The following is an 11,761-nucleotide window of genomic DNA, read 5'->3' as shown; positions in this document are numbered from 1 at the left end:
GGCGATGCACAGCGAGATTCGTCACGCCGTTGAGGTGCAGGAAAACCTCGGCCTGGACGTGCTGGTGCATGGTGAAGCCGAGCGTAATGACATGGTCGAATACATTGCCGCCGCGAGCCCCATGAGCGCTGATAAACCGGAAAACGACCAGCACATGCCGCTGGTCTCGCACCTCACCGAGCTGCGTACCCGCCTGCTGCGTTGCGTGGCGGCGATCTTCGTAATTTTTGCCGGGCTGTTCGCCTTTACCCAGCAGATCTACACCTTCGTCTCCACGCCACTGCGCCATTACCTGCCAGCGGGCGCGACGATGATCGCCACCGACGTATCGTCGCCGTTCCTCACGCCGTTGAAGCTGACGATGATGGTCTCGCTGTTCCTCGCGATCCCGGTGATCCTGCACCAGATCTGGGGTTTTATCGCCCCCGGCCTGTACAAGCATGAGAAGCGCATCGCGGTGCCCTTGCTGGTGTCGAGTATCCTGCTGTTCTACACCGGCATGGCGTTCGCTTACTTCCTGGTGTTCCCGCTGATCTTCAAGTTCTTCGCCGCCGCCACCCCGGCCGGCGTGGAGATGATGACCGACATCACCAGCTACCTCGACTTCGTGATGACGCTGTTCTTCGCCTTCGGCGTAGCCTTCGAAATCCCGGTGGCCGTGGTGTTGCTGGTGTGGATCGGCGTGGTCAACGTGCAATACCTGAAGAAGGTCCGCCCCTACGTGATCATCGGCTGCTTCGTGGTCGGCATGATCCTGACCCCGCCGGACATTTTCTCCCAGACATTGCTGGCAGTGCCGATGTGGATGCTGTTCGAGATCGGCATCCTGTTCAGCAGCCTGATCACCAAGCGTGGCGAACACCCCGACGACCAAGCCGCCGACGACAACGACCAGCCGCCAGCGACCCAGCCGTGAACCTGCTGCTGCTTGAAGAGGCCGACTTTATCGCGGCCGACAGGGTGGTCCTGCGTGACCGGCGCCTGGTGCATATGCAGGACGTCCACCGCGCGACGGTGGGCGACAACCTGCGGGTCGGGCGCATCGGCGGGCTGATGGGCAATGCACAATTGCTGCGCCTGGAAGCCCACGAAGCCGAGCTGCAAGTGGCCTTCGACCTACCGCCGCCGGCCAAACTGCCGCTGACCCTGTTGCTGGCCCTGCCCCGCCCGAAAATGCTCCGCCGGGTGCTGCAAACCGTCGCCGCCATGGGCGTGCCGAAGGTAGTGCTGCTCAACAGCTACCGCGTGGAAAAGAGCTTCTGGCAAACCCCCTTCCTGGAGCCCGAGGCGATTCGCGAGCAATTGATCCTCGGCCTGGAGCAGGCGCGGGACACGGTGCTGCCCGAGATCATCATCGAAAAACGCTTCAAGCCCTTCGTCGAAGACCGCCTGCCCGCTCTGACCGCAGGCACCCTTGGCCTGATCGGCCATCCCGGCGATTACCCATCCTGCCCGCGCGGGCTGGATGAGCCGGTGACCTTGGCTATCGGCCCGGAAGGCGGCTGGATTCCCTACGAGGTCGACCTGCTGACCAAGGCCGGCTTGCAACCGGTGCAACTGGGCGCACGCATCCTGCGGGTTGAGACCGCCGTCACCGCCCTGCTCGCCCGGCTGTTCTAACCGCCCTACTCCTACAGAATCGTTCTGTACTGCCGATAACCTTCGAATAAGTTCAAGCCTTGTTCCGCAGGAGTTCGCAGCATGTATCGTTGGTTAGCCGAAAAGTTGGGGAATGTCAGCGTCAACCACAAGCTGGGCGTAGGCTTTGGCCTGGTGTTGCTCCTTACCTTGTTGATCACCTTCACCGGCTGGACCGGCCTGGGCGATGTGAGCAGCCGTGGCGACAAACTGGGGTATATCTCCAGCCTCAATGTCTTGACCAAAGACCTGCGTATCGCCCGCCTGGACTATGAAATGCGCCATGGCGAACAAGGCACGGCAGCCGTCAGCGACCTGCTGAACCGGCTGGACAGCGGCATGAAGACCGCCCGCACGCTGATCGAAAATCCCACGGACATCGCCCTGATCGATGAGCAATTGGCCGCCGTGGACCAATACAAGCGCGCATTCAGCGATATGGCGCAAGCCGGCGCCAACCGCGAAGATGCGCGCAGCAAGCTGGGCAATACCGCCGACAATGCCGTGCTCAAGGTGAATGAAGTCGAGAAGTCCCTGCTGCAAGGCGACAGCGTCACCCAGTTCAATAGCGTGGTCGACCTGAGCAAGCTGATCCAGCAAGCGCGCTTCCAGGTTCGCGGCTACACCTACAGCGGCAAGGTCGAGGCTGAGCAACCTGCGCTCGACGCCATCGACAACGCCCTGAAGAAGATCACTGAACTGCAAGGCGCATTGCCGGCGCAATACCAGGCGGACCTGCAACAGGCCAGTGTCTCGCTGCAAGCCTATCGCGCCGCTGTCAGCCAGTTCCGCGACTCCCAGGTCGCCACCGCCCTCGCACTCAAAACCATGAGCGCACAAGGCGATATCCTGCTGAGCCGCAGCGATAAACTCACGCTTTCCCAGACCGCAGTGCGCGACACCGATGCCGCCCAGGCCAGGTACCTGCTGCTGCTCGCCACCGTACTGGCATTGATCTTTGGCCTGGTGGCCGCCTGGGCGATCACGCGCCAGATCGTCATCCCGCTGAATCAGACCCTCAAGGTGGCCGAGCGCGTTGCTTCGGGCGACCTGAGCCACGACCTGACATCCACACGCCAGGACGAACTGGGCCAACTGCAACGCGCCATGCAAAGCATGACCGTGGGCCTGCGCGAACTGATCGGCGGCATCAGCGACGGCGTCACCCAGATCGCCAGCGCCGCCGAACAATTGTCGTCGGTCACCGAGCAGACCAGCGCCGGGGTCAACAATCAGAAAATCGAGACCGACCAGGTCGCCACCGCCATGAATGAAATGGCCGCGACCGTGCAGGAAGTTGCGCGCAACGCCGAGGAAGCCTCCGAAGCCGCCTTGGTGGCGGACCAGCAGGCCCGCGAAGGCGACAAGGTGGTCGGTGAAGCCATCGCCCAGATCGAACGCCTGGCCACTGAGGTCGGCAACTCCACCGAGGCCATGAGCCATCTCAAGCGCGAAAGCGACAAGATCGGCAGCGTGCTCGACGTGATCAAGTCGGTGGCCCAGCAAACCAACCTGCTGGCGCTTAACGCTGCGATTGAAGCGGCACGAGCCGGTGAAGCCGGGCGTGGCTTCGCGGTGGTGGCCGATGAAGTGCGCAGCCTGGCTCAACGCACGCAAAAATCCACGGAAGAGATCGAAGAACTGATCGTCGGCCTGCAAGCTGGCACCCAGCAGGTGGCAACCATCATGGACAACAGCCGCGGGCTGACCGACAGCAGCGTCGAGTTGACTCGCCGCGCCGGCAGCGCCCTGGAAAACATCACTCGCACCGTGTCGACCATTCAGGCGATGAACTCGCAGATTGCCACCGCCGCCGAGCAACAAAGCGCCGTGGCCGAAGAGATCAACCGCAGCATATTGAACGTGCGCGATGTGTCGGAGCAAACGTCCTCGGCCAGTGAAGAGACCGCCGCCTCCAGCGCTGAACTGGCGCGCCTGGGCATCTACCTGCAAACCCTGGTCGGGCGCTTTCGCATCTGACCGGCGCTGGGCGGCGAGCCATCCGGGGCGCCGCACTTCAGCAACTTGTGAAACTTCCTACGCACTTATCAGCCCGCCCTCACCCCAAATCGATTTAGCGTTTGCATTGTTGCGCAGCGCTTTTTCAGATTTGGAGGTTCACCATGTTTCCTCGGCTGACCCACTTGCTGGTCAACGCCAGCGTCCGACTCAAACTCGCCCTGGGCTTTGGCCAGGTGCTGATCCTCAGTTTCATCATTGCCATGACCGGCTGGCAGGCCTTGAATGCCGCCCTGTTCCGCTCCAGCAACCTGACGGTGCTGGGCCAACTGGCTGCCGACGCCGAGGCGATGCGCGCCGACCGCATCGTTTACCGAACCCTCACGGACACCGCCAGCCTGGGCAAAATGAGGCAGCAGATCGAAAAAATCGACCAGCATCTCGACTACCTGTCACGGCACGTCATTGATCCGACCGACCTGCAGCGCCTCAAAGAAGCGGAGCGGCTCGTGGCCAGCTTCAAAGCGGCGCTATTGGAATTGCCACCCTTGATCGAACAGCGGGAAAACACCCGGCCGCCGCTGCATAAGATCGCCCTGCAAGCCAGCGACACCCTCGCGCAACTGGCCAGCGAACTGCCTGACCAGCAAGACCAGCAAGCCCTCGATGCCATCGAGAGCCTGCGCCAAGCCATGGAACAGGCCGAAGATCGCGCACAGAGCCCCGCCTGGGCCGCCGAATCGCTGCAAGCCTACGCCGAAGCGGTGGCCAAGACCCTCGACGCCCTGGATATCGCTCAAGCCGCGGTCACAAGCCTGCCCGTCGACTCTGTCGTGCTCACGACGGATCTGGCCACCTATCGCACCCTGCTGATCAAACTCAAGGAGACCCAAGTCACGACCGAAACCGCGCAGAACCGGTTTGAACAGCAACTCAACCAGTTGCTCGAACAAAGCGACCTGGTGAGCCAGGGCCAGGTCCTCAAACGCGACCGGGAAGCGGAGCACACCCGAACACTGCTGGTCAGCGTCACGCTTGCCGCTCTGCTGCTCGGCGCCCTGGCCGCCTGGTGGATCGCCCGGCAGATCACCCTGCCGTTGCGTGAAGCCTTGGCCGCCGCCAACCGCATCGCAGCGGGCGATTTAAGCGAAAAACCCGCCGTGGAGCGCCGTGATGAACTGGGCCAGTTGCAGCAGAGCATCGGGCAGATGACCCGCAACCTGCGCGGCCTGATCCGCGGTATTGGCGACAGCGCCCGGCAAATCGCCAGTGCGGCCACGCAGTTGTCGGCCGTCACCGAACAGACCCGCGCCGGCGTCAACAATCAAAAGGACGAAACCGATCAGGTCGCCACGGCAATGAATGAAATGCTCGCCACCGCCCAGGAGGTCGCGCGGCATGCCGAACAAGCGTCGATCGCGGCGGGTGAAGCCGACCAACAGACCCGCGTCGGCGACAAGGTGGTTGCACAGGCCGTTGAGCAAATCGGCCACCTGGCCAGTGAAATGGCCCTCTCCAGCCGAGCAATGCTGGCGTTGCAGCAAGAGAGCCAAAAGATCGGCAGCGTGCTGGACGTGATCAAATCAGTGTCCCAGCAGACCAACCTGCTGGCGTTGAACGCCGCCATCGAAGCCGCGCGCGCGGGCAGTGCCGGAGAAGGCTTTGCGGTGGTCGCCGATGAAGTGCGCAGCCTGGCCCGGCGCACCCAGGCGTCGGCCGAGGAAATTGAAGAACTGATCCTCAGCCTGCACTCCGGCACCCAACAGGTGGCGGACATCATGGACAGCAGTCGCAGCCTGACGGACAACAGCGTCGGCTTGACCCGCGACGCCGGCGACGCCCTGGCGGCAATTGCCCGCACGGTGTCGGTCATCCAGGAAATGAACCCGCAGATTGCCGCCGCCGCCGAGGAACAAAGCGCGGTGGCCGAGGAGATCAATCGCAGTGTCTTGAAGGTGCGCGATGTGTCCGAGCAAACCGCCGCCGCCAGTGAAGAAACGGCGGCAGCGAGCGCTCAGTTGACCCAGTTGAGCCTGGACCTACAGACGCTTGTCAGCAGGTTCCGACTTTAACCTTCATCGCGTGAGCGTGATTACAGCACCTGGCGCAGGAAGGCCTGAGCCCGCGGGTCTTTCGGCGCATCGAAGAACTCGGCCGGGGACGCGTCTTCAAGCAGCTTGCCATGGTCGAAGAACAGCACTCGGTCCGCCACTTCACGGGCAAAGCCCATTTCGTGGGTGACACAGACCATGGTCATGCCTTCCAGGGCCAGGGTTTTCATGACGTCGAGCACTTCGCCGACCATTTCCGGGTCGAGGGCCGAGGTGGGCTCGTCGAACAGCATCACCTTGGGTTCCATCGCCAGCGCACGGGCAATCGCCACCCGTTGCTGCTGGCCGCCGGACAGCCGCGAGGGGAACTCGTTGGCCTTTTGCGCAATGCCGACCTTTTCCAGCAACGCCAGGGCCTTGGCTTCACGCTCTTTCTTGCCACGCTTGCGCACGACTTTTTGCGCCAGGCACAGGTTCTCCAGCACGGTCATGTGGGGGAACAGGTTGAAGTGCTGGAACACCATGCCGACTTCGCGGCGGTAGGCGTTCACGTCGGTTTTCGGATCAGCCAGTTGCAGGCCGTCGATGCTCACCGAACCCGAATCGAACTCTTCCAGGCCATTGAGGCAGCGCAGGAAGGTCGACTTGCCCGAGCCAGACGGGCCGATCACCACCAGCACTTCGCCCTTGGCGACCTGGGTGGTGACGTGGTCCACCGCGCGCACCACCTGGCCACGGGTGTCGAAGACTTTTACCAGATCGCGGACTTCAATCACTTTGCGCGAGCCTCCGCTCAAGCCGGCTGGCCATTTTCGACAGCGGCAGGTTGATCAACAGGTACAGGCCTGCCACGCAGAACAGGATTTCAAACGGCGAAAACGAGGTGGTGATGACTTCGCGGCCGCTCTTGAGCAGCTCGGTAATCGCGATCACCGATACCAGCGAAGTGTCTTTCACCAGGCTGATAAATTGCCCGGCCAGGGGCGGTAGCACGCGTTTGAGCGCCTGCGGCAGCACCACATGGCGCATCGACTGGCTGGCACTCAAGCCCAGCGAGCGCGCGGCTTCGTTCTGGCCTCGGGTGATCGACTGCACACCGCCTCGGACGATTTCCGCCACATAGGCCCCGGTGAACAGCGACAGCGCAGCGATCGCGGCAAACTCCCGGGACAGGTTGAGCACCGTACCGATAAAGAAATAGAAAATGAAGATCTGCACCAATAGCGGGGTGCCGCGCACCAGTTCGACGTAGATCGTCGACAGATCGCGCAAGGTCGGGTTGCTGGACAGCCGGCACAAACCCGTCGCCAGGCCGATCGCCAAGCCCAATACCCCGGACACCACGGACAGCCACAAGGTAGTCCACAAGCCCCACATCAATGGTCCCAGCGCCCACTGCCGGGTCACGCCCACTACATCGCCTTCCGCCACGTCATCGCCACGTGCCACTTGCAGGCTGTTGTCGGCCACGGTGAGTTTTTGCTCGGTGCCCGCGTCGTTGCGCAGAGTGACTTCGGCCACATCGCCTTTGCGCACCAACTCGACAACGGTGGACACATCCGCCGCGCGCTGGGACGTTTCAGCCTGATAGGCGAAATATTGCGGCACGCGGTTCCAGCGCCATTCGTAGGACATCAGCGACGTGGCGTAGTACAAGGCGCCAGCCAGGCCGACCAGCACGACCACGGTCAGCAGGTGCCAGGGCCATTGGGCTTTTTTCTGTTTCATTTCAGGTTCCGGAATGTGTGTCGCCTGTCATACCGCCATCGCGAGCAAGCCCGCTCCCACATGTCGACCGCATTCTCATGCTGGAACTCGGTCGAGTGTGGGAGCGGGCTTGCTCGCGATAGGCGCGACTCGGTATTCAGCCAGCCTTATTCCATGTCCTTGAGCCACTCGGAGCTCTTGAACCACTTGTCATGGATGCGATCGTAGGTGCCGTCGTTCCTGATCTGGTGCAGGAAGTTGTTGATGTAGTTGATGCTGTCGTAATCGCCTTTCTTCAGACCGAAGGCCAACGGCTCGAAGGTGAAGGGTTCTTCAAGGAACACCAGCTTGCCGTTACCGACTTTCTTCTCGGCGACGACGTTGTACGGCGCGTCATACACAAAGGCATCGGCCTTGCCGTTGACCACGTCCAGCACGCCTTCCTGTTCGTTGTCGTAGCCGTGGTACTTGGCCTTGGAGATCAGCTTTTTGGCAACCATCTCGCCGGTGGTGCCGAGCTTGGAGGTCAGGCGGTATTTCTCGTCGTTCAGGTCTTTGTAGGACTTGATGGTGCCTTCCAGGTCCTTGCGAATCAGCAGGGTCTGGCCAACCACGATGAAGGGTTCGCTGAAGTTCAGGCGCAGGTTGCGTTCCTGGGTCAGGGTCATGCCGCTGCCGATCATGTCGAACTTGCCGGTGAGAAAGGCCGGGATAATGCCGTCGTAGCCGGTGGACACCAGCTCCAGCTTGACGCCCATGGACTTGGCCATGGCCTTGAGGATGTCGACTTCGAAGCCGATGATTTCACCGCGCTTGTCGGTCATTTCGAACGGCATGTAGGTCGGGTCCATGCCGACTTTCAGCGTGCCGCGCTTGACCGCATCGTCGATGGCACCGGCCTGGGCCGCATTGGCCGCGACCAGCGCGGTGACGCCGAGCAGCAGCATCGAAAGATACTTTTTCATCATCAAGTCCCCTGAACGATTCTTATAAGGTCGGCGCGCAAAAGGGCTGCACCATTTCGGGGTGCGATCCTAACCCACTCGCTGCCCGGCACAAAGGTTTCACGGGTAATTGTTGTCGAGGTATGTCGGAATAACCCTACAACGCCACGCAGAAGCGCAGGGATAGACACCTTATCGCCCGGCTCAGGCAATGGGTTGATGTGTAAGCACTTATGACTTTCAGTCGACCTCCGCCATCCAGTCGGTGTCCTTGAACCACTTGTCGTACAGCCGATCGTAGGTACCGTCCTGCGCCACTTGGTTGAGGAAATGGTTGATCCAGTTCAGGCTGTCGTAATCGCCCTTTTTCAGGCCGAACGCCAGGGGCTCGTAGGTGAAGGGTTGCTCCAGCACCAGCAATGCCTGGTTTTCCGGCCGAGTCATCGCGATCAGGTTGTAGGGCGCGTCATGGATAAACGCATCGGCCGCACCGATCACCACCTGACGCACCCCTTCCTCCGGCGTCGCGAAACTGCTTAGCCGAGCAGCCCCGAGGAATCGTTGCGCCGCAGCCTCTGCGGTAGTGCCTTCAGTGGTGGCGATGCGGTAGCCGGCGTCGTCCAGGTCCTCGATGCTGGCAACCTTGCCGGCGAGGCGGGGATGCAGCAACACCGTTTGGCCGACCACGATAAAGGAGTCGCTGAAATTCAGCTTGAGGTTGCGCTCCTGCGTGACCGTCATACCGCTGCCAATCAGATCAAACTTCCTCGCCATCAGCCCCGAAAGCAACTCGGTGTACGGCACCGCCACCAGCTCAAGCTCTACCCCCAGGGCTCGGCTCATCGCCTGGAGCAAATCGATTTCAAAACCGACGATACGCCCCTGTTTATCGGTCATCTCGAACGGCACGTAGGTGGGCGTGGTGCCCACTTTCAGCACGCCACGCCGAACGGCGTCGTCCAGCGCGCCGGCCTGCACCAGACCACCGTGAATCAATGCAACAGCGCCCATCAGCAATGCCGAACAATACCTTTTGATCATGAATCCCCCTGTGGTCGAGTCAAATTTCGGGGGGCGATGCTAACTCAGACACAGGCACGGCAATACGCCTCGAGCCAGGGACTTTTGTTTCGAAATAACAAGGAGTTAGGGTGCAAAGGAAGACGCGGAAAACGCTGTAGGACCAGCGCTTGAGATGCCCCCGAGGAGAACCCTCGGGGGCGTCTGAATCAGGCCGGTTGAGCCTGGGACGACAGCGGTTGCAACGGCAGCAATGGCGCGTGCGGATCGGACTTGATCGACTCGCGCCAGGCACCCAACCACTCGGCATGCCCTTCGCTCCAGACCTGCTCGTGCAAGCGGGCCAGGGCCACCGGGTCACTGAGCAAGGCCAGGCGTTCGGCGTTGGTGAGGCCGGCAGGGCCGACTTTCAACGCATAACGCACGCGCTCGCCACGCAGGTACTCGATCGGCTCCGCCTCACGGTGACGCGAGGTCGCCAAGGCGCAGGCCAGGGCATTCTGCTGCGGGTCGACCACCGAACGCACAAACCCGTCGTTGAGGGCGTGCCAACGGTTTTCGTGGGTGTACTTCTCGGTCGACAGCAGCGCTTGCGGCGGATTGTATTCCTCAGGGATCAGGAACAGGCTCTCGTCACGGGACTTGAGACCCAGCTTGACCCGACTGGAAATCACCGACACCGGGATCGACAGCATCAGCGAACCGACGATCGGGATCAGCCACCACAGGAAGCTCGGGTTCAACCACACCACCAACAGCGCCCAGAGGAAACCGAGCAGGGTTTGCGGACCGTGGCGCTTGACCGCTTCACCCCATGGGGTGGAGTCGTCGTCACGCTGCGGCGAATTCCAGGTCGCGGCCCAGCCGAGGAACGCGGCGAGGACGAAGCGGGTGTGGAAGATCATCCGCACCGGCGCCAGCAGCATGGAGAACAGCATCTCCAGCAGCATCGACATTGTCACCTTGAACTTGCCACCGAACTCTTTCGCGCCCTTGGCCCAGATCAGAATGACGCTCAGCAACTTGGGCAGGAACAGCAGCACGACGGTGGTGGAGAACAGCGCCACCGCCTTGTCCGGATGCCATTGCGGCCACAGCGGGTACAACTGGCGCGGCGCCATGAAGTACTGCGGCTCCATCAAGGTGTTCACCGCCAGCAACGCGGTGGACAGCACCAGGAAGAAGAACCACAACGGTGCCGACAGGTAAGACATCACGCCGGTAAGGAACACCGCACGGTGAACCGGGTGCATGCCCTTGACCAGGAACAGGCGGAAGTTCATCAGGTTGCCGTGGCACCAGCGACGGTCACGCTTGAGTTCGTCCAGCAGGTTCGGCGGCAGTTCTTCGTAGCTGCCCGGCAGGTCGTAGGCAATCCACACGCCCCAGCCGGCACGGCGCATCAGCGCGGCTTCAACGAAGTCGTGGGACAGGATCGCACCGGCGAACGCGCCTTTACCCGGCAACGGCGCCAGGGCGCAGTGCTCGATAAACGGCTTCATACGGATGATTGCGTTGTGACCCCAGTAGTGGGATTCACCCAACTGCCAGAAGTGCAGGCCGGCGGTAAACAGTGGACCGTACACACGGGTGGCGAACTGCTGCATGCGCGCATACAGGGTGTCCATGCCCGACGCCCGTGGCGCGGTCTGGATAATCCCGGCATCCGGCGTGGCTTCCATCAGGCGCACCAGACTGGTCAGGCATTCGCCGCTCATCACGCTGTCGGCGTCGAGAACGACCATGTATTTGTAATCACCGCCCCAACGACGGCAGAAGTCGTCGAGGTTGCCGCTCTTGCGTTTGACGCGACGGCGACGGCGGCGATAGAAGATCTTGCCGAAGCCACCGGCTTCGCGGCACACGTCGAGCCAGGCTTGCTGCTCGGCAATGCAGATGTCGGCGTCGTTACTGTCGCTGAGCACGAAGAAGTCGAAGCGGTCCAGGTCACCGGTAGAGGCCACCGACTCGAACGTCGCACGCAGGCCGGCGAATACGCGGGGCACGTCTTCGTTACAGATCGGCATCACCAGCGCGGTACGCGCATTCTTCGAAATCGGCTCGTTGCCGGCACTTTTACCGGAGATCCGGTATTTATCGTGGCCGGTCAGCAGTTCGAGGAAGCCCATCAACGCGGTCCAGAAACCCGCCGACACCCAGCAGAACAAGATCCCGAACATGATCAGGATGCTGGTTTGCAGCGCGTAAGGCAGTACCTGGGTAGCGGTTTGCAGCAGGGTCTGGTTGCGGATCTCGTCGAAGTCGACCAGCGACCAACCCTGGTACGGCATGATGCCTTTCATGTACCAGCCGGCCACGATCGTCTGGCCGAGCATCAGCGTCAGCAGGATGTAGCGACGGATCGAACCGACGGTGCGCCAGCGCGCTGCCGGCAGCACACGTTCGTCTTTCGGCGGCGTCGGCGGGTTGGTGCGACCGGTC

The 11,761-nt window shown here is 61.8% G+C and carries 8 protein-coding genes and 3 pseudogenes; 6 read left to right on the top strand and 5 right to left on the bottom strand.

Translation table 11 applies throughout. The features are described from left to right. From L9Z73_RS31540 to L9Z73_RS16420, 6 genes and pseudogenes are all read left to right on the top strand, one after another. Positions 1-109: pseudogene (locus L9Z73_RS31540) on the top strand (hypothetical protein); the annotation flags it as partial. Positions 110-121: 12 nt separating this feature from the next. Further along, the gene (tatC, locus tag L9Z73_RS16435; RefSeq protein ID WP_247402944.1) at positions 122-916 is read left to right on the top strand and encodes a twin-arginine translocase subunit TatC; all 795 of its coding nucleotides are present in this window, start codon (positions 122-124) and stop codon (positions 914-916) included. Then, complete coding sequence (locus L9Z73_RS16430; protein WP_247402941.1) at positions 913-1,620, top strand: 16S rRNA (uracil(1498)-N(3))-methyltransferase; 708 nt, start codon at positions 913-915, stop codon at positions 1,618-1,620. Before tatC ends, L9Z73_RS16430 begins: the two co-directional genes overlap by 4 nt. An 81-nt stretch (positions 1,621-1,701) precedes the next feature. Next, positions 1,702-2,760, top strand: a pseudogene (locus L9Z73_RS31535) (methyl-accepting chemotaxis protein); the annotation flags it as partial. After that, positions 2,746-3,618: a methyl-accepting chemotaxis protein gene (locus L9Z73_RS31530; protein WP_430624297.1), complete on the top strand. Its 873-nt coding sequence runs from the start codon at positions 2,746-2,748 to the stop codon at positions 3,616-3,618. The pseudogene L9Z73_RS31535 and the gene L9Z73_RS31530, both read left to right, overlap by 15 nt. A 143-nt stretch (positions 3,619-3,761) precedes the next feature. After that, positions 3,762-5,669, top strand: a complete 1,908-nt coding sequence (locus L9Z73_RS16420; protein WP_247402936.1) for a methyl-accepting chemotaxis protein — start codon at positions 3,762-3,764, stop codon at positions 5,667-5,669. Positions 5,670-5,689: 20 nt separating this feature from the next. Here L9Z73_RS16420 and L9Z73_RS16415 read toward each other — a convergent pair whose 3' ends face one another. The 5 genes and pseudogenes from L9Z73_RS16415 to mdoH form a co-directional block, all read right to left on the bottom strand. Next, complete coding sequence (locus tag L9Z73_RS16415; protein WP_247402934.1) at positions 5,690-6,424, bottom strand: amino acid ABC transporter ATP-binding protein; 735 nt, start codon at positions 6,422-6,424, stop codon at positions 5,690-5,692. Then, positions 6,417-7,376, bottom strand: coding sequence for an amino acid ABC transporter permease (locus L9Z73_RS16410; RefSeq protein ID WP_247402931.1), 960 nt, complete (start codon positions 7,374-7,376; stop codon positions 6,417-6,419). Before L9Z73_RS16410 ends, L9Z73_RS16415 begins: the two co-directional genes overlap by 8 nt. A 146-nt stretch (positions 7,377-7,522) precedes the next feature. Then, complete coding sequence (locus L9Z73_RS16405; protein ID WP_105695026.1) at positions 7,523-8,320, bottom strand: transporter substrate-binding domain-containing protein; 798 nt, start codon at positions 8,318-8,320, stop codon at positions 7,523-7,525. Between the two features lie 219 nt (positions 8,321-8,539). Then, the gene (locus tag L9Z73_RS16400; RefSeq protein ID WP_247402930.1) at positions 8,540-9,340 is read right to left on the bottom strand and encodes a transporter substrate-binding domain-containing protein; all 801 of its coding nucleotides are present in this window, start codon (positions 9,338-9,340) and stop codon (positions 8,540-8,542) included. Positions 9,341-9,526: 186 nt separating this feature from the next. Continuing rightward, positions 9,527-11,761: pseudogene (mdoH, locus tag L9Z73_RS16395) on the bottom strand (glucans biosynthesis glucosyltransferase MdoH); the annotation flags it as partial.

Origin of the sequence: Pseudomonas emilianonis (assembly GCF_023072625.1) — a bacterium.
Taxonomy (GTDB): domain Bacteria; phylum Pseudomonadota; class Gammaproteobacteria; order Pseudomonadales; family Pseudomonadaceae; genus Aquipseudomonas; species Aquipseudomonas paraveronii.
The sequence above is the reverse complement of the archived record's forward strand: the minus strand, read 5'-3'. Positions and strand labels throughout refer to the sequence as shown.

Coding starts and splice junctions, on each gene's coding strand:
- L9Z73_RS16405 (WP_105695026.1), bottom strand. CDS start 8,320: ATGAAAAAGTATCTTTCGATGCTGCTGCTCGGCGTCACCGCGCTGGTC.
- L9Z73_RS16400 (WP_247402930.1), bottom strand. CDS start 9,340: ATGATCAAAAGGTATTGTTCGGCATTGCTGATGGGCGCTGTTGCATTG.
- tatC (WP_247402944.1), top strand. CDS start 122: ATGAGCGCTGATAAACCGGAAAACGACCAGCACATGCCGCTGGTCTCG.
- L9Z73_RS31530 (WP_430624297.1), top strand. CDS start 2,746: ATGCAAAGCATGACCGTGGGCCTGCGCGAACTGATCGGCGGCATCAGC.
- L9Z73_RS16420 (WP_247402936.1), top strand. CDS start 3,762: ATGTTTCCTCGGCTGACCCACTTGCTGGTCAACGCCAGCGTCCGACTC.
- L9Z73_RS16410 (WP_247402931.1), bottom strand. CDS start 7,376: ATGAAACAGAAAAAAGCCCAATGGCCCTGGCACCTGCTGACCGTGGTC.